A 26,347-nucleotide genomic window follows, 5' to 3' on the forward strand; every position below is an offset into this window, starting at 1 on the left:
AGGTTGATAGGTCAGAGGTGGAAGCGCGGTGACGTGTGGAGCTGACTGATACTAATCGATCGAGGACTTAACCAAGTCATATTAAGTAAGGCGAACTCGTTTTTACTAAACTTCTTCTGCGTTATCTAGTTTTGAGGGAATGAAACCTCTAAATAAATAGGTCTGGTAGTAATGGCGAGAAGGTCACACCCGTTCCCATCCCGAACACGGAAGTTAAGCTTCTCAGCGCCGATGGTAGTTGGGACGCAAGTCCCTGTGAGAGTAGGACGCTGCCAGGCAAACAAAAAGGCAACCTGAATTGGTTGTCTTTTTTTTTCAAAACGACTTACATTAACTGGATTATCTCCACCCTGTTTCCAAATCGATCTCTGAACTCAAACCGGTACCTCCAATTTATTCATTTGCGAAATGCTGTTGGTGAAAGAAGGGAAAGGTTTTTTCTATACATGTATAGAATAAGTAGTTATATCTGTTAAAGGTGGGTGTTTGGATGCTTCAACAAGAATATGGATGGGTTCGGCAGACTAGGGGAACTCTGTTAGATTTTTGTAGGAATTTAGATCCTAATCATTTTACTCAAACAAATGGTTTCGGTTGGCAAAGTGTAAGAGACACATTGGTTCATATAGCAGATTGCTATGTTGCATGGCTTGGCTCATTTGTTTTATTGAAGACGAAAAAACCACTTACTCCAAGAGAAGAATTACAGAACCTCAGTTTAGAGGAGATAATAGCACGATTTGAACAAGTAGATTCAATCGTAAATGAATTATTAGAACTACATGGACATGATTTAAACGTGCTAATTGAGAGAGACATCCCTTGGAGAGAAACACCTGAACGATTATCTATTACTCCTCGTAAATTGCTCATGCACACCATTACTCACGAGTTTCATCACAAGGGACAAATAGTAGCCATGCTCCGCCAGATGGGTTATGAGCCCCCAAATACAGATGTATTGGGAACAGAAGATTAATATAAAATAGAAGTTATTTTGGCGATGTTTAATTGACATTGCCTTTTTGTTGAGCCAGTTTGTGATCTGGCAGTTAGTACAATGTTATTAATCTAGCAAAAAGTAAATGGATGACTTTTACTAAAATGCTATAATCTAGATGATAGGGTTTAATTTTTAGAATGTGTAATGAAAGGGTTGTTTAAATGACAACCTCAGAATTAGTTCTAGATTTTATTAAAGATCATAGAAACCAATTATACTGTGACGATTGCTTATCTGAAGTTTTACATATTCAACCTAGACAACAAATAAACCAAATTTGTAACCATCTAAAAAATAGTAGGGTACTGGAACGGAATAAGAAACAGTGTCATTATTGTTCTAAGGATAAGCTAGTTAACAAATTACTATAGATAATGCGAAGAGGGTTGGGTGCAACTAATGACTATCGTCCTAACAAGTGATGAACGCGAATCATTATTTTCATTATTGACTGAACAGCAAAGGACTTTCATCCAGGAGCACGTTAAGAGAGGAAAAAAGACTGTTTTTGCTAATCAAATGGCCATTGATAAAGGCATTATTTTGCCTGAATCTGCATCTATTGATGAAATTGAAATGTTACTGGATGAATGGATATTAGAAGATTATATCGATAATGGGTTTGTGAATCCTGAAACTCCTTGTGAGTGTGGGCGTCCTTTGCGGTATCAGTATATTGTGAAGCATAAGAGTACAAATCAGCTAAGGCGTTTTGGAATTACTCATTTTGAGGAACATACTGGAATACCGGGTGAACTAGTAAATGCCATCATAAAGGGATTTACCGCAATTGACTATGAAATGGATGAGTTGCTGGATAAAATCAGACAAAATTGGACCTTGGAGGAAGTATTCCCATCCATTCCGCGTGAGGTTGTCCTTCCAACAGATATTAGTGACCATCTTGAAAACAACTTACCGTTGCTTGAACGTCAAATAAAACGGTTAAGGTTATTAATTAACGAATTCTTATCAAAAAGAGAATTGGAACGTTCAAGAGTCATTGAAACTCCACCATCCATTATCGAATCTAGCGAAACCGATGATTACACAAAGGAATCTAATCAATTTACATTTGAATTTGAGTTATTTGAAGATTCAGAGGATTATTCGCCAGTTCAAGACAAAAGGAAGATACTTGAACCTGTAACCAATCACTTATCAGCTGCTATAAAAGATAAAGTTCTTCACTACCTTGAAACCGTATCTAGCGTTCGGATTATTTGTGAATTATTGATTAAACATCACATCGTCGTTGGCCAAAGATACATTACAGGGAAACCTAAGATTTATCCAATCGTTTGTCTTTATTTAGAAAGCCTAGTCAATGAAAATGTAATTTACCTTGAGGAAGTTAATGGTACAGACGATCGAAAATATAAATTTACGAAAAATCGGTAGGTGACAGTCACTAGCCACCAACCTAACGGTAAAAGGTGCAGGGAGAAGTGTTAGCAACACTTCTCTTTATTTGTTCATAGAAGATATCCCACCTAGGATATACTTTTTTGAAGACTTACCTAACTCCGCTGCCCCAAAGTTCTCTGCCGCCAGTATGACCAGTGTTTTGATGGACGTCTTCATCGACGAGTTGAAGGACGCCTGGTTCTTCATTGTGGTGCCAGGTGAACCCCTCAGGAGTGTTCCCTTGTCCTAGCTGCGCGATATCATGTGGGTCTAGCCCTATTTGTTGGGCTAGAGCTGAATCTGATTGGATTGCCTCATATAATTCATGATTCGCGAAGGAGAAATGGACATTGTCTGATTGGAGATAAAGCTCTTCCGGCAACTGAACTTCAACGTCACTTTCAAATACAGGGAAGGTACCTGTCATGTAATCACCACTTGGTAATTCTACGGTTTTCTCGATAAAGGGTACTCCTGTTTCGGGATGAAACTCTCCATTTAAATGGTCGTTTCTTGTATCAAGGTCCTCTGCATCAACAAAATCTGCTCCATCAATAAGATCCGCTACACCTACCGCTAACATGGAAATGGCCGCTACTTTTCCGATGTTTTTAACACCCTGAAGTGCTTGTTCCTTATCGCCTTTTTTTAAGCCTTCATACGTGGTGCCTGCGCTTTTTGCTGTGTAGGTGATGGTGCTGCCGATCCCTTTAAGCGTTCTGCCACCAGAGTCTTTCAAATCGCTGAAGCCATCTTTCTTTGCCTGCTCGTCTTTCTTGATGACTCCGTATGTGCCTTTTACGGCCCCATCGATAAACTGACCGGCATTATCTAAAGCAGTCGTTGATGCCAGCTTAATTCCATCTCCGACTTCCTCTACCCATTCGGATTTAACTGCCTTTCCCGCTAGTTTGACGCCGCCTCCAACAACACCGCCTGCCAAACTACCAATACCTTTACCAACTGTCCGAAAAAAAGCCACCTCAATCGCTCCTATCTATTATTCTCTAACTAATAATAACTGTTTCATATCTCCGTGAACTAAGGAGCCGCTACCACCTGATGAATAAAAATAGATATAATAAATGCCTGCCTTTTTAGCAGAATGGACTGGTTGGTAGCCGTTATTCCATTCCTTTATGTCTTTAATCCATACGTAATCCAGGGCTTTTCCATTTCCTTTGTACCGAATCGCGGCCCGATCGTTAAGTTTTAATTCTCCTTTTATGAACTCTATTTTCATCTCCATCATGTCATCACTATATTTTCTTAAGTAGGTTACCTGACCAATGAACTTGAATCTCTTTAGGTTAAGCGTATCGTTGTTTTTAGCTTTGGTCTTGGTTGTTGCTGCTACAGGTGTTTTAGAATATAGTTCATTGGTTAATGTCTTTTTGGATTGCAGCTTAGGTTTCTTGAAAGTGAAAAATTGGAAGAGCGATCGTTTTTTCCAAGGATTTTGCTGCCGACGGCGTTGTTTGATTTTTTTAATATTCGCTTTTGCTTCTTCCCGATACTGCTGTCTCAAGAGCGCTCGTTGGTTTCGTATCTGGGCTGCAGACTTGGCGTCATCCATTCTAATCATCAAGCCTAAACCGCTAATGTCAAACAATGTACCCAATAGGAAAATAGCCGCGGATTCTTTCATTTTAGAATCAATCGATTTTAAAATTTCAAAATGTTTATTTGTTTTAAGATTGAAGTATTCTCTTAGGAACTCTCCAACAACATAGTCCTTATAAGAGGAGGCTTCTACTAGTTTTACCGCCATATCGTTATTCTTAACGGCCTGGCTGGTAACGAGTAAAAACAATAAATCGTTTCCAACATAGTCGCCTGCACCTAAATCCTGAAAATATTCCCTATTAAAATTGTTTAAATACGTCAAAAACCTTGGATCACTCTGTAATTGCACTAATGCTTTCTTCATTAACAAAATCCCCCATTATATGTAAATATATTTTAACATAAATAGGGGGTTGGTACTTATTACCCATGCTTGTCATAACCCGAATTTTTTGGAAGATTGGTAGAGTTTTGCGAGGGTGGCCTTTTCTTTTTCAAGCATGATGTGAATTCGACCGGTTAATATGATTCGACATTTCACTGCTGCTAAAATATATACCTCTCCCCGGATTACGATACACTGAAACCTTCTGAGATGCCTCCGAATTAAACAACTTACTACAATCATCCGTTACTATTAGAAGATAGATTTTATGTGCGATTTGAAAATGTCTTGCCTTTTTCTAGGTTTATCCCCTTATAAAACAAGAAACATTCATATTACATAATGAGGTGTGGAATGAATAAATATTTTAAAAGTATCGGTTTAGTGGTCGGAGGTATTGCCGTACTTTACATTGTTCTTAAATTCATTCTATTTATTTTAGAATTAATTTTTAGGGGTGTTATAGCAGTATTTACAAGCGGAGTAATATATTTAGTGATTTTTTCTATCATTATTTATATATTCAGAAATCCTATCATAGGATTCTTTAAATCATTAAATGGTGAGCGAGGATATATACGAAAACCGAAACCATATGTTGTCTATGTTCCTCCGAGTAAAGATGACCAGTCAGCTAGTTTTAAAAATAATATTACACAATTTAAAAGTATTGGCGAAGAAAAGCTGGCTCAGCGTACGGATAAGAAGGTAAGTGGAGAAGATTTTAAAAGAGACCGAGAAAATTCTGGTGATCAACTAGATTTTATCAATTACGTCAAATTATTATCTTTTCAGGAAACTACATATATTCTTGATACCAACTATATGGATTTAAGCAATAAATATCAAAATGAAGCAGGATTTGGTGAAAGTGGAGCAATTGAATTTGTTGCTTCTCTATTACTAATGAAATATGATCCCTCTACCCGTTATGATATAAAAAAGGGAATAGAAATGGTATTCACTAATTCTTGGGGTGCAGTAGATTTTAGTGACCATTTAGATATGGTTGTACATAAAAGTAAAGTCCCATACTCTATGTGGAGTGAAGTGTATAGATACTTGAAAAATCTTACATATATTCAAAGCCATCCATGCGCAAAAAACGCTACTAAAATCTCAGAAAAATACATGGAAGTATCTGAACAAATACTAACGACTAGATATACATCGGATGGTTTATTGGATTATACAGACATTTCACAAAAGATTAATATCATATGTCTACATATGATCAATCAAGGTGATTATGATTTAGCCAAAAAAGGGTTGGAGCCATTATTTGTTCAAATGATAGAATATTTCTGTAAAAGTTACAAAAATAGGTTATTTAGCAATAACCAATATTGGTTTTCATATTTTGAGGTACTTTCAGATTTAATGATGAATTTAGCAGTTTGTGAAGTTAACCTTGGTCATGATGGTGCTTGTGTAAACCATGCATCTTTATCTGTTAAGATCTCAAATAATCCTAATGGGAAAATGGAGAAAGCAGGAGAATTAATTTTATATGCAATAACACATAAAGGCAATGCCATGCATATTCATCCTAAAGATTTGTTGAAAGAGCAAATTCCTCATTTATTCTCAGAAAAAGCAAAATTACTATATGATACAGTAATTTTGAATTAGCGTTGTGTTTTCGATCTACTCAAAAGCTATGTAATTTAGATGGGCATCAATGGGAGATGCGTCCAAATGATGCTTCCGTGTATATTAATAATAATAGAACCAAGTTAAGATGGCGGTGGAATTAGATTTCGACATACTTCTGCTGCCAAAATCAATATAAATCCAATTGCCGGAAAGGTTCACGCAGATACTAAACAAACGTTTAGTTAAATGACAAAATTTTTCCCGGAATTAGGAGTAAAAGTCTATGAGATCAATAGTTTTTTAGCTTTTAACCAAACGTTTGAGTGAGAAAGCAGTAGTAGATTTTTAGTGAAAATTAGCAGATTTCCGAGGTTGTGATAAACCGGACAGAAATGAACCGCCGTAATCTGACAACATGCATTAAATTTCTTACGAAAATAGGAGCAGAAACGTTGATATATCAATATCTAGGGACAATCCAATTAAACGTTTGTCTGATCGACAAGCATTTTCGTGATAGTAGAAGAAAAAGTCCGCTAGCGCCAAGACTTTAAATCGGTTTACACAAACGTTTGGTTAGGTTGCACAGAAGCAACAATTTGTTGAAATACATCGTGTGATGCATGGGGACGGTTCTCGTGCATCATTTTTCTTGTAAGTGAAGCAAAAGAACCGTCCCCATGAAATCAGTAGATGGTTTTGGACGTGAATCCGATCGTACGTTAACGATTCGGTAGGAGAGTTTTATCTATAATAGGTAAAAAGAAGTTGGTTGTAAAAAAATCAACTTCTTTTTGTCGTTTATTTCTGGCTCGGTTCATAACAAGCATGAATTTACATTCTATTAAAGAACCTTTATGAAATCATTACATTTGTTTAATACGTGTTTTACCTTTGTTTTGTATGATGAAAAGTGTAAAGCAAATACAAACAAACAAAAAACAAACTCTGGAGGGTTGTTTCGATGAGAAAAGGTTCTGTTTTAACGATGGCTGCAGTAGGAGTTTTATCTGTTTCGATATTTACAGGTTGTTCAAATAAAAATGAGGACACAAAGAATGTCCAAGCTTCAAATCAAGTTTCCGTTGAAGACGTGATCAAGAATGCTAAACAAGAGGGTCAAGTAAACTCTGTCGGAATGCCGGACACATGGGCAAACTGGAAGGGGACCTGGCAGGATCTTGATTCCAAATATGGTATTAAACATATGGATACTGATATGTCCAGTGCGGAAGAGCTGGCAAAATTTGAATCGGAGAAAGAAAATGCCACGGCAGATATTGGCGATGTTGGCGCATCCTTCGGGCCGTTAGCGGAACAAAAGGGATTAACGCTTCCGTTTAAAACTTCACACTGGGACGATGTTCCGAAATGGGCGAAGGATGATAACGGGGACTGGATGATTGGTTATACCGGAACAATTGCCTTTTTGACCGATAAAACGAATGTGAAAAATCCTCCGAAAACATGGAAGGATCTTGAAACCGGCGATTACAAGATTGCGATTGGAGACGTGTTAAAAGCGAGTCAGGCTCAATACGGTGTGTTGGCCGCGGCCTATGCAAACGGCGGGGATGAGAAGAATATTAAACCTGGTATCGATTTCTTTGCCAAGCTGGCTAAACAAGGTCGTCTTCAAACGAATAATGTCAACTTAACGGCATTAGAAAAGGGTGAAGTAGATGTAGCTATCGTTTGGGACTTCAATGGTCTTGGGTATAGGGACCAGATTGACAAGAACCGCTTTGATGTTGTCATCCCTCAGGAGGCATCCGTTATTTCTGGATATGCATCGGTTATTAACAAATATGCCAAAAACCCAAATGCCGCCAAGCTTGCCCGTGAGTATATTTTTTCAGATGAAGGACAAGCAAACCTGGCACGCGGTTATGCACGTCCGATTCGTGAAAATGTAAAATTGCCTGAGGATGCGAAAGCAAAATTGCTTCCAAATGACATGTACAAAAATGCAAAACCTGTATCAGATCCAAAAGCATGGGAGCAAGGCATGCAGCAGTTACTATCATTATGGCAAGAGAAGGTGTTAATGAATGTCAAATAAGCTAGCTTTTATTATGCTCGATGGTCTGCGTTATGACACCGCGATTTCCCAAATGGGCTATCTGCACCATTTGATTGAAATGGGAAAGGCATCGAGATTTAAGGTCAAATCTGAGCTGCCGAGCCTTTCCCGGCCGCTATATGAGGTGCTCTTAACAGGTACGCCGGTTTATAAAAATGGGATTACATCCAATCAAACGGTTCGGTTGTCTCATGAAGAAAGCTTGTTTCATTTAACAAACAAGGCTGGTTTAAAAAATGCGACCGCCTCTTACTACTGGGTAAGTGAATTGTATAATTCGGCGCCCTTTCATCCGATGACAGACCGAATTCAATTGAATACTGAAAAAGCCATTCAACATGGTATTTTCTACTGGGAAGACCATTATCCTGATTCCCACCTATTTTCTGATGCTAATTTTTTAATGGATCAGTATGAACCGGATTTCCTGTATGTCCACTCCATGAATATTGATAATGATGGCCATTTATTTACAGCTGATTCCAAAGAGTATCGGAATCGTGTGATTGCTGTTGATATACTATTGGCGAATATTCTTCCCAAATGGATGGAGGCAGGTTACCAGATTATTGTGACCGCCGATCATGGCATGAATCATGACGGCCAGCACGGCGGTACGACAGCAGCTGACCGAGATGTGCCATTATTTATCATCACGGATAAGATGAAGCATGGCATTTATGAAGAGGTCATTCCCCAGCTTCAAATTGCGCCTTTGGCTTGCGAGTTATTAAAAATCCAGCCATCGTCAGCCATGCAAAAGCTGTCCTTTCCGAAACTAAAATAGGTGTCTTCTTTTCAGGAGGCACCTTTTTCCTTAAAGGGTTTTATCAGAGTAACCACTGTTTATAAAGGAGTTTTTTCATTGAAAAAAATAAATGGAATGCTTGTCGCTAGTCTCATCCCCTTTCTTTTCTTGATTCTTCTGTTCCTGTTCATTCCTTTATTTTTTATGATATATGGAAGTTTTCAGGCGGATGGGGGCACTGGTTTTTCATTCAAGCAATATCAGGAAATTTTTCAGAATGAGTATTACCGCCAAGCGTTTAAGAATAGTATTTTGATTTCGCTTTTATCCAGTTTCATAGCAACGCTCTTAGCCATTTTTGCCACCTATTCCATCACGCATTTTTCTAGTCGTATTCAAAATCGAGTGTTGATTTTTGCTAATCTAACATCCAATTTTGCAGGCATTCCGTTAGCTTTTGCCTTTATTGTTCTGTTAGGAAACAGTGGCTTATTCACCTTGCTGTTTAAGCATTTCGGCTGGGAAACGCTAAGCTCGTTTAATGTCTATTCCTGGTCTGGCCTTGTTCTTATTTATCTTTATTTTCAGCTGCCATTGGCCGTTATGCTTCTTTACCCGGTCTACCAGGGGATAAATAAGCACTGGAAAGAAGCCGCTTCTCTGCTCGGGGCAAGCCCCACGCAGTTTTGGCTGCGGATTGGTATCCCAATTATTCTTCCAAGCATTGCCGGTACATTTAGTATTCTATTCGCCAATGCGATGGGAGCATATGCATCCGCTTATGCGTTAACGGGAAGCACCTATAATCTGGTTACGATCCGAATTGGCGCATTGACGACTGGCGATATTTTTGCCAAGCCTGAGCTTGGCAGTGCGATTGCGGGATTGTTAGGATTAACCCTTGTGGTGGCGATGCTTCTCAATGAGTGGTTAACACGCAAGGTTCGGAGGGATTTATCGTGAACAAGAACCGCCCATTTTTTCATTATCTTACGATCGGAGCAGTCCTTTTATACTTGCTTGTACCGCTGCTTGGGACGCTCATTTATTCCTTCTCCACTCAATGGCATAAAACGATTTTGCCCGAGGGCTTAACATTTCACTGGTACGGGGAGCTTTTTAGTGATTCGTTATTTTTAAAAGCAATGGGACGGTCTCTCATCCTTTCAGTCGGGGCAACCATTCTTTCCCTGCTCATCATGGTTCCGGCGATCTTCTCGATTGTGGTCTACGCACCAAGGCTGGAGAAATTTATCCAGGCCCTGATTGTGTTAACGTATGCCATGCCGGGTGTGATTATTGCGGTAGGGTTAATCAGGGCTTATTCGAACAGTGGCATGCCAATGGTTGTTGTCACCGTGGGCGCCTATTTTGTTGGAATTCTCCCTTACATGTACCAGGGGACCCGAAATAGCCTGCGGAACATTCAGGCCGTTTCGCTTATGGAGGCGGCTGAAATATTAGGGGCTAGCCGATTTACCGCTTTTTTAAAAGTCATTTTACCGAATATTATGCCTGGCGTACTGGTTTCGTCGCTGCTGTCATTTTCAATCTTATTCGGGGAATTTGTGTTAGTGAATCTATTAATAGGCGGGAGCTTCGAAACCGTTCAAGTCTACTTGTATAAAAAATTGAATGTGAGCGGGCATATCGCAAGTGCCATTGTCATTTGCTATTTTATCTTAATCTCCATTCTATCTTCTATCATTGTCAAAGTAACACGGTCAAGAAAGGAGACTTTATAAAATGGGCTATGTCACCATTGAAAATATTAGTAAGGCCTTTAAAGGACAAACCGTCCTGCATGATCTGAATCTATCATTTAAGCAAGGCGAATTTGTTACCCTGCTGGGACCAAGCGGTTGTGGAAAAAGTACCTTGCTGCGAATCCTTGCGGGATTAACCAGCCCAGAACAGGGCGTCATCAAGATTGATGGCTGTGATGTCACGAATGTCAAGGCAAAAGACCGGCAAATCGGGATGGTTTTTCAATCATACGCACTATTCCCGAATATGACAGTCTCTGAAAATATTGCTTTTGGCCTGAAAATGCAAAAGATTCCTAGCGAAACTATTAAACAAAAGGTCGCGCGGATGGTGGCGCTGGTAGGCTTGGCAGGGAAGGAAAATGCCTATCCAAGGGAATTGTCAGGAGGCCAGCAGCAGCGTGTCGCCTTGGCAAGATCCATTGTCACTGAGCCGAAGGTATTACTGCTCGATGAGCCCTTAAGTGCCCTGGATGCACAGATTAGGAAAAATCTTCAGAAGCAGCTGCGCACCATCCAGCAGGAATTGAATATTACTACTGTCCTCGTGACTCATGACCAGGAGGAAGCCATGGCTGTGAGTGACCGGATTTATATTTTAAATGAAGGCAGGATTGCCCAATCCGGTACGCCTCATGAGATTTATACCAAGCCGGGCAGTGAATTTGTCGCAAGATTTATTGGTAATTATAATGTCCTTGAAGGCTCGGAGTTATCGATTGCCACCTCGGAAAGGGAATTTTCAAATCGACTTTACGCGATCAGACCAGAGGCATTCAGTGCCCAGTACATGGAGAATGGCTATACGTTTTCCGGCCGAGTCAATAAGGTCATGATGCTCGGAAATATCACTCGTTATGAGTTCAGTTCAAATGGAATCGTGGTGACAGCAGAACACCTGCATCAATCAGATGAAGATGTGCAGGAAGGAGCTCGGAAAACTCTTTATCTTCATAAAAAGGATGTGATTCCACTGTCATGAATATACTGGTTACAGAACGTCATGAATACATTTTACAGCAACTCGAAAAACAGAAGAAAATATTGGTCACTTCTCTTGCTGGTGAGCTTGAGGTAACGCCTGAAACGATCAGGCGGGATTTGGACATCCTCGAAAAAGAAAAAAAATTGACGCGTGTCTACGGCGGGGCGATTAAGTATCAGCAAACGAAAAGCGAACCGCATTTTTCCCAAAAAATGAATGTCAGGATCTCTGATAAAAAAGCTATCGGGAGAAAAGCGGCTGAGTTTATCAAAGACGGAGATACCGTCATGATTGATGTTGGAACGACGACCGTTCATCTCGCAAGTGCGATTTCGAGTGTTCAGGGAGTGACGATCGTGACTAATTCCCTCGCTTGTGCAGAAGAACTTAACTGCAGTTTGGAAAATAAAGAATTTGAAGGGAAAGTCATCGTACTTGGCGGCGTTACGATTCCTGAACAAAAATCGATTGTCGGTGCCATGACTTGCAAAACACTGGAATCCTTTCGTTTTGATAAAGTCTTCTTATCCTGTGGAGGCATTACCTTAACGGATATCAGTGATTATGATTTTGAGGAATGTTTAGTATCCACTGCGATGGTAGAAAGGGCAAACCAAGTATTTCTGCTATCCGACTCCTCTAAGGTTAACCATGAATCGTTCTATAAAATTTGTCCGATAACGAAAATTGATCATGTGATTTGTGATCAAGACATGCCAAACTCATGGAAAGAAACGGGCATGGATACGATGCTTCAATGGATTACAGTCAAAGGCGGGCGACAAACATGAAGGTTGATTATCATTTACATCTTGAAGAAGGCCCTTATTCACTAAGCTGGCTAGACCGTACCAATCAGGCGTTAAACCATTTCAGTCCCCTGGAAGAAAAGCCGCATACCAGGGGCTGGCTGAAAAAAGGCATGGAGCGGCTGGCAGCACGGCTAGAACGAGGTGCATACGATGCTTCCTGGCTAGATCTCTATTTGCTTGAAGCCAAGCGAAAAGGGCTGAAGGAGGTAGGCATAGTCGACCATCTATACCGTTTTAAGGAATCACGGGCTTATTTTGAAAAGAATCTTGACCTGAGTGATTCCGATGTCGGAACCAAACAGCAGGTTTGGCTGAACCAGGTCATGACGGAGTCAATGGGGGATTTTGTACGATCTATTCATGAAGCGAAGCCGCGCTGGGCGCAACAAGGCGTCACATTACGGTTGGGGCTGGAAGCAGACTACTTTTCCGGAAGCGAAGCGGAATTAAAGGGGCTCATTGAGAAATATGAGTGGGATTTTGTGATTGGCTCTGTTCATTATATGTACGGTTGGGGATTTGACAATCCGGACACCCAAAATCGGTTTCATCATTATAATTTAGTCGATTTATATAAGGACTTTTTTGCTGAGGTCGAAAAGGCGATTCGCAGCAACATCTTTCAGTTTGTAGCTCATCTGGATAATCTAAAGGTATTTAATTACCGACCAGACGAAGCCTTTCTCGTCCCTCACTATGAAAGAATAGCGAAAGCTCTTGTCGAAACCGACACGGCAACCGAAATAAATGCCGGGCTTTATTACCGTTACCCTGTAAAAGAAATGTGTCCAAGCCCAGCGTTCCTGGACATCTTAGTCAATGCGGGTGTGTGTTTTACCACTTCATCCGATTCTCATTTTCCTGATGATATTGGGTCTTTTATTGAACAGAATACACAAACCCTTTTGGAAAAAGGGGTAAAAGAAATTGCCACCTTTAAAGAGGGGCGGCGGGTGATGAGAGGGATTGGTGAAGGTGTTTGTACTACCCGGTGAGGTGTGGGGACTAAATCTAGCTTGGATTCTATTCGATAAAGCAGATAGAGGGTCGCAACGATAGGGAATCTACCTCATTGATAAATGAGATGATTTGTTCCACGGCAAATTCTCTCCTTTCTACCTCATATTTTAAAAAAGGCCGGTTTCGCTAAAGAATCCGGCCTTCTCCTTAAACATTTTGATTTTGAATAGATTCCCCCTACAATTCGTTACCTAACGATTAAACAATTACATACTCAAATTAATAATGATGGTGTCTATTCTAGCAAAAGGAACCACATACCATTCATTTTCATGGGATCGACAACAGTTTCAAAGGTGATGGGACACCAGGAGTCAGCCAAAAGGAGGAAGAGGAGGGTAGTAGATATACAGACCTATTTATGTTAACAATAAAAGAAAGTGGTTTTAAACTTGAACTGGTTCACACGTTAGTATTGCCTTTATTAATTAACCATAGAGATGAGGTATATATATATGAAAGCACTTGTTTTTAATACATTTGGAGGTCCGGAAGTCCTGGAATATTGTGAAGTAAAGGAACCTGTCATCGGTCCGGATGAAATTCTTGTAAGAATGAAAGCAATTGGCCTAAACTTTGCAGACATTTATAGAAGGAAAGGAAATTATCATCTGGCCGGGGAGCCTCCATATATTTTAGGTTATGAAGGTGCCGGAATTGTAGAAAAAGTAGGAGCAGAAGTGCAAGGCATAAGCGAAGGAGACCGTATTGCATTTGCTGATGTTCCATTTGCCAATGCAGAGCTAGTAGCAGTTCCATATGAAAAATTGATCCCTCTGCCAGAATCAGTTTCATATAAGGAGGCTGCCTCTATACTCCTTCAAGGGCTAACTGCACATTATCTTACAAGGGACAGCTATGCTGTAAAAAATAATGATGTTGTCTTAGTGCACGCAGCAGCCGGAGGTGTTGGGCAGCTTCTTGTTCAAATTGTAAAACTTCTTGGTGGTAAGTTAATAGGCTTAACATCCTCCAAGGAAAAGGTTGAAGCGGCAAAAAAAGTGGGAGCGGATTTGGTTCTCCAGTACACGGATGACTGGAAGCAGAAAGTTCTGAAAGAAACAAACGGCAAAGGGGTGGATGTTGTTTATGAATCCATAGGCTCTACACTCATGGACAGTTTTGCTGTTACGCGCATCGGTGGTACAGTTGTATTTTATGGGATGGCAGGTGGAGATCCATCTCCAGTTGATCCCCGTATGCTGATGGATACCTCAAAAACTCTAACGGGGGGAGATCTTTGGAATGTTCTCACTTCTAGGGAAGAAAGAGTGACACGATCGAAAGAGCTGTTTAGATGGATAGAAGAAGGAAAAGTAAAAGTATCAGAGCCGACCACTTTTGCGTTAAGAGATGGACAAGAAGCTCACCGATTTCTAGAAAGCCGAAAAAGTACGGGTAAAATCTTATTACTGCCATGAAAAAACCTATCCCTTTGATGAAAACTAAAAATCCCCAAAGTATCTCTTTACTTTGGGGGATGTTGCCGATTAGGAAGGTATGGAACCTCCTTAGGTATATAAGTGATGACATCAGAAGAATAGATTTCAATTTGTAATTTGTGCTTTAACGCATTTGCATGAATGAGTATAGGCTGGTTGTATTCATTTTTAAAGATGAAATCAGGCCCGTTCCAACTGACGGTGGCATCCCGCTCTGGTGGAACATAGGAAACCTCTTTACTGTGCGAATAACGCTTAACGACTTTTAAACCTGCATTATCGATTGCATTAAAAAGGGTAGAGGATACTTGGCAAATTCCACCGCCCAAGTCTTCTGCATATTCCCCTTTTACAATGACAGTGGCAGGCAGATATCCTTTTCCTGCCGATCTTTCACCAACCACTTTATTAAAGGAAAATGTTTCACCTGGAAAAAGTACATAATTATTAATGGCATTTGCAGCAAGATAAATATTATTGTTTCTTTCTTTGTTATTGGAGCTGAAGAATGTAACATATTCCCCAATTTTTTTTGCTCTTATATTTTCAAGTAATTCACTGTCGACCATTGGAAAAGTAGTTTGTAAAGGGGCAGCGAATTCAGATGAAGTATTGTTAAAATAATAAGAAAAAATTTTTTCTGTGAAAACTTCGCGGTTTAAATGGTAACCGACTTGTTCCGGAATAATATTCCCATTAATATCTATCATTGCGTTTTTAGGGTTTTTCGTAACCTGCTGATCGATTTCGTCCATGAATTTTTGGAATTTTTCTGTATCGATAATGGCTAAGAATGGCAAGTGTATCGCAAAATTAGTACCGTCAGTAACTGAGATAGGATGGCCGTTGTGTGTGATCACTAAATTTCCTGGCATCGTCACTTGTTGAGACAACATGATAAGCCCAAGTAACCAACTGAAATTCATCTGTTTATACCTCCCTACTATCATTATGAGTTGAAATCACTATTTCATGTACCGGGAGGTCAACTTCAGTACCTTTCTTTCTGGAAAGGAATCCTTTTGCAGCCAAGATTGTTAGGAATTGTATTAACTTTTGTCGTTCAAATACAAACACGAATCAAGGCCAAAATGGGTACTGTAGTTAAATAAAAGCATATTAGAACCTTTCAATGCGTTTGGTATTTTTCTTAGTCAGCCACCTTACCACCTCCTACGGATAATATGTCCAGCTTTTACCTTGAAAATAAAAGGATCAGGGTATTTAGCTTTATTAAGCATTACTCTTATTTTTGTGGTACTCCATCAACCTCGGAGCATATCCCTTCTCATTTTCATTCTCCTTTCCAAGTAGACAATAACCTTCGAAAAAGTTTTCCTTGTTTTTGTCACAAAATCATTCGCTCATCCGTTATGTTTGTAAACCATCGAAAAGGGTGATTACATTGACAAAATATGATGTTGCGATTGTAGGCGGGGGAATTGCGGGTTTAACTGCCGCGATTTATGCCGCAAAGGCAGGAGAGAAAACAATCGTTCTGGAACAAAGCAAACGGTTGGGAGGAAGGGCCATTACCAATAAAAAGCAGGGTGTGTATTTTAATTTAGGCGGTCATGCCTTGTATAATGGGGTAGCGTATAAAACATTTCGCGAACTTGGACTGCGTTTAGAAGGGGGCTCACCATCTGCTGATGCTTTCGGGCTATGGAAAAATCAATTATTGACCATGCCAATGAACGTTTCCTCCCTCATTAAAAGTCCGCTTCTGACTTGGGGAGGAAAGCTCGAATTTGCAAAATGGTTTATAAAATTGGGAAAAATGGACACGAGCATCTGGAATCAAATCAGCATCCGGGATTGGATTGAAACGGAATTACAGGATCCGATGCTACGAAACTTGTTCTATGCGCTGCTTCGAACAGCTACCTATGTGGCTGCACCTGATTTACACCCGGCCGGACCGGCTTTAAAGCATCTGCAACATGCATTGCGTGGGGCATTCTATCTGGATAAAGGCTGGGGGTCTCTCGTGGAAGAGCTTCATGAGCACGCTGTCCAGCTGGGGGTAAAAGTAGTCACCAATTGCAATGTAGCTTCTATCGAACATCATGAACAAAAAGTCCGCTCGATTTTATGTGCCGATGGAGGTAAAATAGAAGCAGCAAATGTTATTCTGACAACACCACCCTCCATTGCTCACAAACTAGTTCCACATGCAGAGAAAACTGCACTTGACACATGGAAAAAGCAAGCCCTCGCTGTTACTGTTGCCTGTCTCGATGTTGGATTACGCCAGCTTCCCAAGCCTAAACACCAATTTATTTACGGCATGGATCAACCAATTTTACTTTCCAACCATTCACGTGACGGAAAACCACGTCCGGCCATCCTAAGTGATGATGAAATACAAGTAGTTTCGCTTTTCAAATATCTGGGCTCGCAAACGGACCCGGAACAGGATGAAAGAGAGTTAGAACAGGTGTTAGATCTTGCTCAACCCGGTTGGCGAAATCACTTGGTTGTCCGGCAGTATCTGCCCAAAATGACGGTGGTTCATGATTTTCCTCATCTGAATCGAATCGAAAATCCAGGTCCCACAGTACCTGAAATTGAAGGGCTCTATGTCGCCGGTGATTGGGCATCGCATGGGGAGCTGCTCGTAGACGCATCTGTGGCCAGTGCGAAACGTGCTGTTTCACAGCTATCGAAGGTCAGAAAGGATACCGAATTATGTGTGTAGAAACACTGTATCAAGCCTATCAACCTCTGCTTTTTTCTTTAGCCTATCGCATGTTGGGCAGCGTCATGGATTCGGAGGATATTGTGCAAGAAGCATTTATTGCCTTTAACCAGCTCCCTAACCGCGAAACGATTGAAAACAAAAAAGCCTATCTTTGCAAGATTGTCACCAATCGCTGTCTTGATTTAATCCGGTCATCCGCAAAGACACGCGAGGTGTACGTCGGACCCTGGCTGCCGGAACCGTTGCTTGAAAAAGAGAACCCGGCAAATGACCCTTCACAGGCCTTTTTACAACAAGAGTCTATCTCCACAGCCTATTTGCTATTGCTGCAACAGCTCAATGCCAACGAAAGGGCCGTCTTTTTGCTTCGCGAGGCCTTTCATTACTCCTATGATGAAATCGCAGAAATTCTCGACAAAAGCAGTGCGAACTGTCGGCAAATTTTCCACCGCGCCAAGAAAAGTATGGATTTTACCCCCGACCAACAGCCATCCGTTACGATTATGGAAACAAAAATAAAAGAGTTTGTCCACAGCTTCATAAATGGAGACATTACGCAAATATTGGAACTTGTCAGCGAAGATATCGCGATGTACGCGGATGGCGGCGGAACGGTAACAACAGCAAGGGTGCCTATTTTCGGCGCTGCAGGCGTCATCCGATTGCTACAAAACCTGTTGAAAATGCATGCAGGAAAGTTTACCTTCTCCTTTGCCACCATCAATGGGAGCCCGGGACTGATCCTAACAATGGATGATGACCTGAAGTATGTCTATTCCTTCGCTTTTAATGGAAATCGGATTCAGACCATCTATATAGTGGGCAATCCCGACAAACTGCGGCATTTGCAATAAAGGAGAACATGCTTTAGACGTGGGGGAAAGTTGGTTTGCTTGTTAAGAACCGCATGAAAAGAAAAAGAATCCATATTAATCAAGAGTGATTAATATGGATTCTTTTTTATTCCAAACGATTTGATGTCACAGTACATTTCTCCAGTAAGATAAATTGTCAACCTGATAGGCTATCCTTATAAAAAGGAAACAAAAGATTTAATTTTTTAAAAATAAAATCATAATATTCCTTTACAGGAATATTCTAATTGTGTTATATTCTATTTAAGGAATATTATTAGAACTTCATTTTTGGAGAATTGTGTACAGTTGGGTGGGGGTATTGAGACAAAGTACTTTTTACAATTAAATTAAATAGGGTTAAATGAATATTAAATTTAGCTGTTTTATGGATAGGGGTGGGTTCTATAAATGGATACTACAACACTGAACGCTCTTTCCGAACCCAATCGTTTACAGATTGTAGAACTTTTGCGAGAAGGTCCCCTTACAGTGGGGGAAATTTCCGAACGCTTACAAATCCGTCAGCCACAAGTTTCTAAACACCTTCGTGTTCTTAGTGATGCCGGAATTGTTAAAGTACACGCTGATGCAAATCGGCGCATCTACCAATTACGACCTGAGCCATTTATCCAATTAAATGCGTGGCTTGAGTCTTATCGCCGAATTTGGGAAGAAAGATTTGATAGCTTGGACGATTATTTAAAGGTAATGCAAGAAAAAGAAGAAAAATAAAATCACAGTTGAAAGCAATGCGTTAATCCCTTTAAAAAATATAAAACATTTGAACAAGGAGGAAATAAAATGGCAAACAACACAATGGTATCGAGAGTAGAGAATGATCGGGTATTGGTACTGGAGCGCGTTTTCGATGCGCCACGAGATCTCGTATTCAAGATGTTTAAAGAGCCGGAGCATCTGAAACGCTGGTGGGGGCCGAGGGGCTGGGAGATTCCTGTTTGCACCGTCGATTTCCGTCCGGGAGGCGTTTGGCATTACTGTATGAAGTGTGTCGATCAGAATCAGGGTCAATTTTTTGGTATGGAATCCTGGGGTAAAGGGGTTTATAAGGAGATTATCGAGCCGGAGAAGATCGTCTACACCGATTACTTTTCGGATGCCGAAGGCAATGTGAATGACTCCATGCCGTCGACCGAGATCACATTGGAATTCATCGATTTGGGTGGAAAGACAAAGCTGATAAACCGTGCTGAATATGTTTCCGAAGAGGCCCTCAAGACCGTCATGGACATGGGTATGATACAGGGCATCACTGAAACTTGGGACCGTTTGAACGAGCTAGTGGAGTCGCTGAAGTAGATTTACCGTAACGCTGTTTTCAGCATTAGTAGGGTTTTAAACCAGTTTAGTTTAAAGGGATTTTGGAACCTTTGGTAAAATACGGTCATTTATATTTAACATGACTACAAAGGAGGAATATTGAACATGCCCACATCTGAACAGGAGTTTACCATTACCCGTACCCTGAATGCCCGCCGCGAGCTCGTGTGGCGCGCCTGGACAGAGGAGAAGGAACTCGCCAACTGGTTGCCTTCGACACCCCTGGAGACCATCTCCTTCGACGTTCGCGAAGGCGGACGCTACCGCTACACGATGGTCAACATCGAGACCGGCGAGGAGTATCCCACCGGAGGTGTGTTTCTCGAAGTCGTACCTTTCGAACGGCTCGTCTTCACCTGGGGTTACCCCGATGCTCCAATCGAGAACTCTCCTGTCGTGACTCTAACCCTCAACGCACACGGCGACCGTACCGAGATGATTTTCCACCTGCGCGGATTTGCCGGTCACCCCGGCGATCAGTACGTGTACGACGGCTGGTCCGATGCGCTCGACACGATTGTAAAAAAATATACTTAAACAAACAGGTGCTTAGAGTTAAACAAAGGGTTGCTACTGCAACCCTTTATTTTGTTCCGCTTAAGTGCGGTCTTTTTCTTATTCTAACGAAGCAAGTTAGTAGAAGAAGGAATAATTAAACCTTTATCGAATATGGACAAACAGGGAGTTTAAAAAACAGGAAGGCTGTGAGGATTGAATGTTTGATGAGAAAAAAGAGAGTTCAATTTTAGGAACAGTCATAGCGGTTAGTTTAAGTAAGAGGCATACGTTTAGTAAAGAAAATCAAGAGAGTATAAAAGTAGTGAAGGATTTTGGGGTCGAAGGCGATGCACACTTTGGTCCAACGGTTAAACATCGATCGAGAGTAGCACAAAATCCAAACCAACCGAACCTACGACAGGTGCATTTAATTCAAAATGAGTTATTCGAAGAGTTAGCAGACCGTTTTCATATTAAACCTGGACAAATGGGTGAAAATATAACAACTGTCGGAATAAATCTTCTTGAATTACCTACTGACACGATATTATTTATAGGTGAGTCTGCAATGATTAAAGTAACAGGCTTACGCAATCCTTGTGCTCAAATTGATCATTTTAAACAGGGTCTTTTAAAGGCTGTTTTGGATAAGGATTCAGATGGAAATCTAATAAGAAAAGCAGGAATAATGGGAGTTATATTGCAGAGTGGAGAAGTGAAACCAGGTGATACCATCCGCGCTGTATTACCCCCTAGACCATTTAAAAAGCTTGAACGTGTTTAATCAGCATAGTGCGTATTTTGTACCTTAGTGAAATTAATCTTATTTGTGAACAAATGTATTCAAAGTAACGGGCAGGATCATTTAAGAACGCATTTTCTTATTTTAATCAGGCTTTTTGTACTTTTCAAACAGGTATTGCAATCCATAAAACAGAAATACCTTAGAAAAGAAGTAGAAGAAAAATTGTAAATGATTAAGACGAACCAATGTGAAATGCTTAATTTTTCTCGCAAATTTGGCGAATGGATAGGCAAAAAGAGCATTACCCATTGCATTAAGTAAGGTAAACTTTAGGAATTTTCCATATGACCACTTCATAATCCAAAGTGAAGTTACCAAAAACACACCAATATTAAAAGGAAATTCATTAAATAAGTATGAATTTGGTTTATTATAAAAGACCCACCATCTACGTTTTTTCCCAATTAGTGCATTAATCCCTTCTATACCACCGATAAGGATTGAAACAGGTAAAAATCGCTTTATATTGTATAACCCCATAAGAGGTAATGTTGACAATGCAATTAAGACCATAGCAATATTTAAAATCCTTTGAACCTTTATTGACATCATGACCATCCTTTTTCCATCCCAGGCTAGCTGCTCCTATTTTGTAGGATATCCAAAAATTGAACGTGTATGTAGTTTTACGAAATGCTGTTCGGTGAATGAATGGAAAGGGTTTTCTATACATATAAAGAATAAGTAGTATATATCTATTAAAGGTGGGTGTTTTGATGCTTCAACAGGAATATGGATGGGTTCGGCAGACTAGAGGAACTCTGTTAGATTTTTGTGGGAAATTAGATTCTAATCATTTTACTCAAACGAATGGTTTCGGTTGGCAAAGTGTAAGGGACACATTGGTTCATATAGCAGATTGCTATGTTGCATGGCTTGGCTCATTTGTTTTATTGAAGACTAAAAAACCACTTACTCCAAGAGAAGAATTACATAATCTCCGTTTAGAGGAAATAAAAGCACGATTTGAACAAGTAGATTCAATCGTAAATGAATTATTAGAACTACATGGACATGATTTAGACGTGCTAATTGAGAGAGACATCCCTTGGAGAGAAACACCTGAACGATTATCTATTACTCCCCGTAAATTGCTCATGCACACCATTACTCACGAGTTTCATCACAAGGGACAAATAGTGGCCATGCTCCGTCAGATGGGTTATGAGCCCCCAAATACAGATGTTTTAGGAACAGAAGATTAATTTTATCTAGGAGTACTTTGGGTGATGTTTAATTGACATTGCCTTTTTTGTTGAGTAAGTTTGTGAGGTTTCGTACATTCTACCTACCTTCAAGTGAGAATTCTCGCCAGACCAAACGCAACTGCTGCTGCAAGTCCTCCAATAATCATCGTTTGAACAGCGCTCTTGATAGGCGAAGTTCCCGTGAACCTTCCTTTTACGTATCCAAAAATCATCAAGGCGATAAGTGTGACAATTACAGAAACCATTAATGCTGTTGCAGGATGTTGTAAAATAAAATAAGGGAACAAAGGGATTAATCCGCCGACAATATAAGAAACTGCAATGGTAATCGCACTGTTCCTTGCTCTTGTTGGCTCTGGTTTCTCCAACCCTAATTCGAATCTCATCATAAAATCCACCCATTTTTCAGGGTTCTTTTTCATGGTTTCTGTAATAGATTTGATTTGTTCTTCTTCAAGTCCATATTCCCTGAAAATTTCCGATACTTCCTCCTCTTCGCGTTCCGGAAGATCTATTACTTCGCGCTGTTCGCGAGCAAGTTCAGATTCATAATGTTCCGCATCTGTTTTTCCTGCCAAGTATCCGCCAAGTCCCATTGCAATTGACCCTGCTGCAATTTCAGCACTTCCTGCCGTGAGAATCAATGTTGTTGTATCAACAGCACCGGACAAACCAGCAGCTAATGCAAATGGTACGGTTAATCCGTCTGACATACCAATGACAACATCCCGAATGAAGTCAGAACCAGAAAAATGTTCTTCTACGTGATGCAGGTGTTGATTCATTTTGTTCACCTCCCAATTCACTTATCTAACACCAATATGCGCCTATTTTTGTTATATTTATTGTTTCCATAACTAACTCCTCTTAAAAAGGAAAAAGTTTTTTATAGTATTTGCTGTCGCTTCTTATTTTTAACTTAATTTAAAATTAAAAATTCATTAATTTAGAAAATGTATTCATTTATCGTGCTACATTGTATTCGAAGCTTATTTTAACTTTAAGTGGTTTGTTTTCCGGAAAAATAGAATTCGGTGACAATGACCAAATTAAGAATCTAAAAGTTGCTTTTGGATTTTAAAATGCAGAAGAAATGCAAACACTACTCTCATTAATAGGAGGACAAACCAATGAATACACGGGCAATCAAGGTCCAAAAACAAGGATGGATTCCTAAAAAGGAACGTATATGGGTAATCGTGGCGATTATTATCGCAGCTGCGATCATGCTTTGGGAACTAAGGGGGTTATTGCAGCTTTCATTAACGACTCTGCACAGCAAGCAGTTCGAACATACATTTAAAGATTTTGGCTCCAATGCAAGAATTGCCTTATTTTTTGTACTTGCTTATTATGTGCTTCTTCGTGTTATGAAGCTTCGTTATTTAAAAGGTCAAGCCAAGGTGAAAAAATGGTTGTCCACCTTACTGCGCTTTGCCCGAAGATGGCATACTCCGGTAGCAATTCTCGCCATCGCTTTTATTATCTTGCATACGGTAGCTGTCTTTATGCACGGCTTCAAATTTGATTTTAATAATATAAGTGGATTGCTTTCCTTGATAGTCCTGCTTCCCGTTCCTATATCAGGACTATTTCGATATCAAAGGATGGACCGGAAGTGGCATTTACGGTCTGGTGTTGCTTTTGCCATTCTATTCTTAATTCATTCTTTTTTATAAACAACATGTGCATAAGCCGTTATGGCGTGACCTTGATTAAGGATTAATGTCCAAATCATATAGTAAAAATGGGATCAGAATAAATCCTTAGCACACAGGGGGATTATTTACCATAGGTTAAAGTCCCCCAATACTTTATATACCGGGCCCTTCCTGCTATAATAAATACTACAGTTGTAAAAGTAGGAGAGGTATCATGAAGGAAATTCCACAAATATCAGAAGCAGAATATGAAGTGATGAAGGTTATATGGAACTATGAGCCGATTTCGACACCTGAGGTAGTGGAGAAATTATCGAATAAGAGTGATTGGAAGCCCAATACCATTCACACCATGCTGGCGCGCCTAGTTAAGAAAAAGGCTTTGCATGCAAGGAAGGATGGCCGGGTGTTTATATATACTTCACTGGTTGAAAAGCACCAATATGTTGAGCAAAAAAGTAAATCCTTTCTGCAGCAGTTTTTCGGTGGTACGTTACATTCAATGGTCTTAAATTTTATTGAAAATGATCAGTTATCGAACGAAGAAATATCGGAACTAAAGAAAATATTGTCTTTGAGAGAAAAGAAAGAAGGGGAGAAATAATGGATACACTGCTGCTGCGAATTTTCGTCAGTACCTTCGTGGTATCCCTCCTTATTTTTATCATTCTGTTAATTAAAAAGCTATTAAATCAACATTTGACAGTGAAAGCACATTATCATGTTTGGTATTTTCTTGGCATTCCAATGCTTGCTGCCGTTTTACCTTGGAATTATTTTCGCCTTGGAGAAGGAATTCGCTATTTAAAAGGCTTACTATTTTTCCATAGAGAAGCGCCATTGGACAGTGAAAAGATCAATGGAGTGGCTGCCTCGCAGGCGCCAAACAGCGATTTATTACATGATTTCACGGTCTCGGTAAACAAATCAGCTCCTGATTTCGTCTACCATACACTTTTTATAGTTTGGCTCATTGGAGTGGTTCTTTTTGTAGGGGCTGCTGTTTATTCCACCTATCAAATCAATCAAATCAAAAAGTCCGCTGCGGCCATTGATGACCAAAATCTAAATCAATTATTAGAAGCGTGCAAAAAGATGGTTGGGGTGAAAAGAAACGTAAGGCTGCGCGAGACCTCTCTGATTTCCTCGCCGATCACGTTTGGGATTTTTCAGCCCTATATTTTTTTACCAAGAAAAACGCGGGAAGAATTCTCGTTAAATGAATTAAAATACGTGCTATTGCACGAGCTGCATCATCATAAAAGCAAAGATTTGTTCGTGAATTACGTCATGTGGCTGGTTCAGATTATGTATTGGTTTAACCCGGTCGTCTGGTATGCTTCAAAAAGGATTCGAAATGATCGGGAATTGGCCTGTGATGCGTCCGTTTTAAATCTCTTGGATGAGAGCGGCTATATCGAATATGGTTATACCATCATTCGTTTTGCCGATAAAAAGCAGGGTCGTCCCTTTGAACAGATTGCTCCAGGTATAGGCGGGACAAAAAAACAAATCAAACAAAGAATCCAGCGGATTGCAAGTTACTCTAGAGATTCGCTGTTATTGAAATGGAAAAGCAAGATCATCTTTGCTGTTTTAGGAATGGTGGTACTATTCCTTGCTCCATTCACGACCGTTATTGCCAGCCCAAATGATGTGTATCAGTTTAGCGGGAAGAATACGGTCGATGAAGATCTAAGCGCATATTTTAAGGGCTACAAGGGAAGCTTTGTTTTATATGATTCTTCTAAAAAACAATATCAAATCTATAATCGCGAGATGAGTGAACAGAGGGTTTCTCCTGATAGCACCTATAAAATATATTCGGCCTTATTTGCATTGGAATCCAATGTGATTTCCCCGAATAACAATAACCAGGTTTGGGATGGGGAAATTTATCCGTTCCCAGAATGGAATCAAAATCAAAATTTAGCGACTGCCTTAAGCCGTTCCGTGAATTGGTATTTCCAGAATACCGATCGAGAGGTAGGGAGAAAGCCGCTGCAGGATTATTTTCATAAGATTAAATACGGGAATGAGGATCTTTCAGGGAATTTGGATAGCTACTGGATGGAATCTTCTTTAAAAATATCACCCATTGAACAAGTCCAATTATTATCCCAATTAGAGGAAAATCAATGGGGTTTTAAAGCGGAAAATATCAAAGCGGTACAAAAGGCACTTTTAATAGATGAGCAAAAGAATGGGCAGTTGTACGGTAAAACGGGAACCGGTATGGTTAATGGAAAGAATGTAAATGGCTGGTTTATCGGCTTTGTCGATAAAGGTGAGGATCGTTTTTATTTTGCGATTAATATTCAAGATAAGGACGGCCTGGCCCAAGGAAGCAAAGCGGCGGAGATTGCTAAGCAGATTCTGCATGATAAACAGATTTATTAAAAAATACCCCAGAAAGAATGTACCTTTCTTTTTGGGTGTTTTTTGTTCCAAATACTACAAGTG

Annotated in this window: 26 protein-coding genes and 1 rRNA gene; 22 read left to right on the forward strand and 5 right to left on the reverse strand. The window is 40.1% G+C overall.

Annotation, left to right across the window (positions count from 1 at the left end; genetic code table 11):
* The first annotated feature begins 161 nt into the window (after positions 1 to 161).
* The 3 genes from rrf to ACFPA1_RS17925 all read left to right on the forward strand — a co-directional run bounded on the left by rrf (position 162) and on the right by ACFPA1_RS17925 (position 2,404).
* Positions 162 to 278: ribosomal RNA gene (gene rrf, locus ACFPA1_RS17915) — 5S ribosomal RNA — on the forward strand.
* A gap of 212 nt (positions 279 to 490) precedes the next feature.
* Positions 491 to 979, forward strand: coding sequence for a DinB family protein (locus tag ACFPA1_RS17920; RefSeq protein WP_378584455.1), 489 nt, complete (start codon positions 491 to 493; stop codon positions 977 to 979).
* A 423-nt stretch (positions 980 to 1,402) separates the two neighbouring features.
* Positions 1,403 to 2,404, forward strand: coding sequence for a DUF3895 domain-containing protein (locus ACFPA1_RS17925; RefSeq protein ID WP_378584645.1), 1,002 nt, complete (start codon positions 1,403 to 1,405; stop codon positions 2,402 to 2,404).
* A 115-nt stretch (positions 2,405 to 2,519) separates the two neighbouring features.
* Here the strand turns inward: ACFPA1_RS17925 and ACFPA1_RS17930 are convergent, their stop codons facing one another.
* Positions 2,520 to 3,392: an HNH endonuclease gene (locus ACFPA1_RS17930; RefSeq protein ID WP_378584457.1), complete on the reverse strand. Its 873-nt coding sequence runs from the start codon at positions 3,390 to 3,392 to the stop codon at positions 2,520 to 2,522.
* 18 nt (positions 3,393 to 3,410) lie between these two features.
* Complete coding sequence (locus ACFPA1_RS17935; protein WP_378584459.1) at positions 3,411 to 4,340, reverse strand: hypothetical protein; 930 nt, start codon at positions 4,338 to 4,340, stop codon at positions 3,411 to 3,413.
* 375 nt (positions 4,341 to 4,715) lie between these two features.
* Here ACFPA1_RS17935 and ACFPA1_RS17940 point away from each other — a divergent pair, with 375 nt between their 5' ends.
* The 9 genes from ACFPA1_RS17940 (at position 4,716) to ACFPA1_RS17980 (ending at position 14,792) form a co-directional block, all read left to right on the forward strand.
* Positions 4,716 to 5,993 (forward strand): hypothetical protein, encoded by a 1,278-nt coding sequence (locus ACFPA1_RS17940; protein ID WP_378584461.1) that lies wholly within the window; start codon positions 4,716 to 4,718, stop codon positions 5,991 to 5,993.
* Positions 5,994 to 6,921: 928 nt separating this feature from the next.
* Positions 6,922 to 8,019 (forward strand): ABC transporter substrate-binding protein, encoded by a 1,098-nt coding sequence (locus ACFPA1_RS17945; RefSeq protein ID WP_213143751.1) that lies wholly within the window; start codon positions 6,922 to 6,924, stop codon positions 8,017 to 8,019.
* The gene (locus tag ACFPA1_RS17950; RefSeq protein ID WP_378584463.1) at positions 8,009 to 8,827 is read left to right on the forward strand and encodes an alkaline phosphatase family protein; all 819 of its coding nucleotides are present in this window, start codon (positions 8,009 to 8,011) and stop codon (positions 8,825 to 8,827) included. Before ACFPA1_RS17945 ends, ACFPA1_RS17950 begins: the two co-directional genes overlap by 11 nt.
* A 96-nt stretch (positions 8,828 to 8,923) precedes the next feature.
* Entirely contained in the window at positions 8,924 to 9,751 is an 828-nt protein-coding gene (locus tag ACFPA1_RS17955; protein WP_378584647.1) for an ABC transporter permease, read from the forward strand.
* Complete coding sequence (locus tag ACFPA1_RS17960) at positions 9,748 to 10,533, forward strand: ABC transporter permease (RefSeq protein WP_213117273.1); 786 nt, start codon at positions 9,748 to 9,750, stop codon at positions 10,531 to 10,533. The genes ACFPA1_RS17955 and ACFPA1_RS17960 overlap by 4 nt, the downstream gene beginning before the upstream one ends.
* 1 nt (position 10,534) lies before the next feature.
* A complete protein-coding gene (locus ACFPA1_RS17965) occupies positions 10,535 to 11,536 on the forward strand; it encodes an ABC transporter ATP-binding protein (RefSeq protein WP_378584465.1) in 1,002 nt (333 codons plus the stop codon).
* Entirely contained in the window at positions 11,533 to 12,330 is a 798-nt protein-coding gene (locus ACFPA1_RS17970) for a DeoR/GlpR family DNA-binding transcription regulator (protein WP_213117275.1), read from the forward strand. Before ACFPA1_RS17965 ends, ACFPA1_RS17970 begins: the two co-directional genes overlap by 4 nt.
* On the forward strand, positions 12,327 to 13,346 hold the full coding sequence (locus ACFPA1_RS17975; RefSeq protein WP_378584466.1) for a histidinol phosphate phosphatase domain-containing protein: 1,020 nt from the start codon (positions 12,327 to 12,329) through the stop codon (positions 13,344 to 13,346). Before ACFPA1_RS17970 ends, ACFPA1_RS17975 begins: the two co-directional genes overlap by 4 nt.
* Before the next feature lie 465 nt (positions 13,347 to 13,811).
* Complete coding sequence (locus ACFPA1_RS17980) at positions 13,812 to 14,792, forward strand: quinone oxidoreductase family protein (protein WP_378584468.1); 981 nt, start codon at positions 13,812 to 13,814, stop codon at positions 14,790 to 14,792.
* A gap of 47 nt (positions 14,793 to 14,839) precedes the next feature.
* On the opposite strand, the gene ACFPA1_RS17985 is transcribed toward ACFPA1_RS17980, so the two are convergent.
* The gene (locus ACFPA1_RS17985) at positions 14,840 to 15,739 is read right to left on the reverse strand and encodes a VanW family protein (protein ID WP_378584470.1); all 900 of its coding nucleotides are present in this window, start codon (positions 15,737 to 15,739) and stop codon (positions 14,840 to 14,842) included.
* 470 nt (positions 15,740 to 16,209) lie between these two features.
* Here ACFPA1_RS17985 and ACFPA1_RS17990 point away from each other — a divergent pair, with 470 nt between their 5' ends.
* The 6 genes from ACFPA1_RS17990 to ACFPA1_RS18015 all read left to right on the forward strand — a co-directional run bounded on the left by ACFPA1_RS17990 (position 16,210) and on the right by ACFPA1_RS18015 (position 20,994).
* Positions 16,210 to 17,514, forward strand: a complete 1,305-nt coding sequence (locus ACFPA1_RS17990; protein ID WP_378584649.1) for a phytoene desaturase family protein — start codon at positions 16,210 to 16,212, stop codon at positions 17,512 to 17,514.
* Positions 17,505 to 18,371, forward strand: coding sequence for an RNA polymerase sigma-70 factor (locus tag ACFPA1_RS17995; RefSeq protein WP_378584471.1), 867 nt, complete (start codon positions 17,505 to 17,507; stop codon positions 18,369 to 18,371). The genes ACFPA1_RS17990 and ACFPA1_RS17995 overlap by 10 nt, the downstream gene beginning before the upstream one ends.
* A 411-nt stretch (positions 18,372 to 18,782) precedes the next feature.
* Positions 18,783 to 19,106: an ArsR/SmtB family transcription factor gene (locus ACFPA1_RS18000; protein WP_213143759.1), complete on the forward strand. Its 324-nt coding sequence runs from the start codon at positions 18,783 to 18,785 to the stop codon at positions 19,104 to 19,106.
* A 69-nt stretch (positions 19,107 to 19,175) separates the two neighbouring features.
* Positions 19,176 to 19,691, forward strand: a complete 516-nt coding sequence (locus ACFPA1_RS18005; protein WP_378584473.1) for an SRPBCC domain-containing protein — start codon at positions 19,176 to 19,178, stop codon at positions 19,689 to 19,691.
* Between the two features lie 126 nt (positions 19,692 to 19,817).
* Entirely contained in the window at positions 19,818 to 20,249 is a 432-nt protein-coding gene (locus tag ACFPA1_RS18010) for an SRPBCC family protein (protein ID WP_213143761.1), read from the forward strand.
* Between the two features lie 178 nt (positions 20,250 to 20,427).
* Positions 20,428 to 20,994 carry an MOSC domain-containing protein gene (locus ACFPA1_RS18015; protein WP_378584474.1) on the forward strand — a complete coding sequence of 189 codons (567 nt, stop codon included), beginning with the start codon at positions 20,428 to 20,430 and terminating at the stop codon, positions 20,992 to 20,994.
* Between the two features lie 102 nt (positions 20,995 to 21,096).
* Here ACFPA1_RS18015 and ACFPA1_RS18020 read toward each other — a convergent pair whose 3' ends face one another.
* The gene (locus tag ACFPA1_RS18020; RefSeq protein ID WP_378584476.1) at positions 21,097 to 21,573 is read right to left on the reverse strand and encodes a hypothetical protein; all 477 of its coding nucleotides are present in this window, start codon (positions 21,571 to 21,573) and stop codon (positions 21,097 to 21,099) included.
* 158 nt (positions 21,574 to 21,731) lie between these two features.
* On the opposite strand from ACFPA1_RS18020, the gene ACFPA1_RS18025 reads away from it, so the two are divergent.
* Complete coding sequence (locus tag ACFPA1_RS18025) at positions 21,732 to 22,220, forward strand: DinB family protein (protein ID WP_213143763.1); 489 nt, start codon at positions 21,732 to 21,734, stop codon at positions 22,218 to 22,220.
* An 89-nt stretch (positions 22,221 to 22,309) separates the two neighbouring features.
* On the opposite strand, the gene ACFPA1_RS18030 is transcribed toward ACFPA1_RS18025, so the two are convergent.
* Entirely contained in the window at positions 22,310 to 23,008 is a 699-nt protein-coding gene (locus ACFPA1_RS18030) for a VIT1/CCC1 transporter family protein (protein WP_378584478.1), read from the reverse strand.
* Between the two features lie 345 nt (positions 23,009 to 23,353).
* Here ACFPA1_RS18030 and ACFPA1_RS18035 point away from each other — a divergent pair, with 345 nt between their 5' ends.
* The 3 genes from ACFPA1_RS18035 (at position 23,354) to ACFPA1_RS18045 (ending at position 26,284) form a co-directional block, all read left to right on the forward strand.
* A complete protein-coding gene (locus ACFPA1_RS18035) occupies positions 23,354 to 23,902 on the forward strand; it encodes a hypothetical protein (RefSeq protein WP_213143765.1) in 549 nt (182 codons plus the stop codon).
* A 196-nt stretch (positions 23,903 to 24,098) separates the two neighbouring features.
* A complete protein-coding gene (locus ACFPA1_RS18040; protein ID WP_378584480.1) occupies positions 24,099 to 24,488 on the forward strand; it encodes a BlaI/MecI/CopY family transcriptional regulator in 390 nt (129 codons plus the stop codon).
* Positions 24,488 to 26,284, forward strand: coding sequence for a BlaR1 family beta-lactam sensor/signal transducer (locus ACFPA1_RS18045; RefSeq protein WP_378584482.1), 1,797 nt, complete (start codon positions 24,488 to 24,490; stop codon positions 26,282 to 26,284). Before ACFPA1_RS18040 ends, ACFPA1_RS18045 begins: the two co-directional genes overlap by 1 nt.
* Positions 26,285 to 26,347: the final 63 nt, after the last annotated feature.

This window comes from Neobacillus sp. GCM10023253, assembly GCF_042653105.1.
GTDB lineage: Bacteria > Bacillota > Bacilli > Bacillales > Cytobacillaceae > Neobacillus > Neobacillus citreus.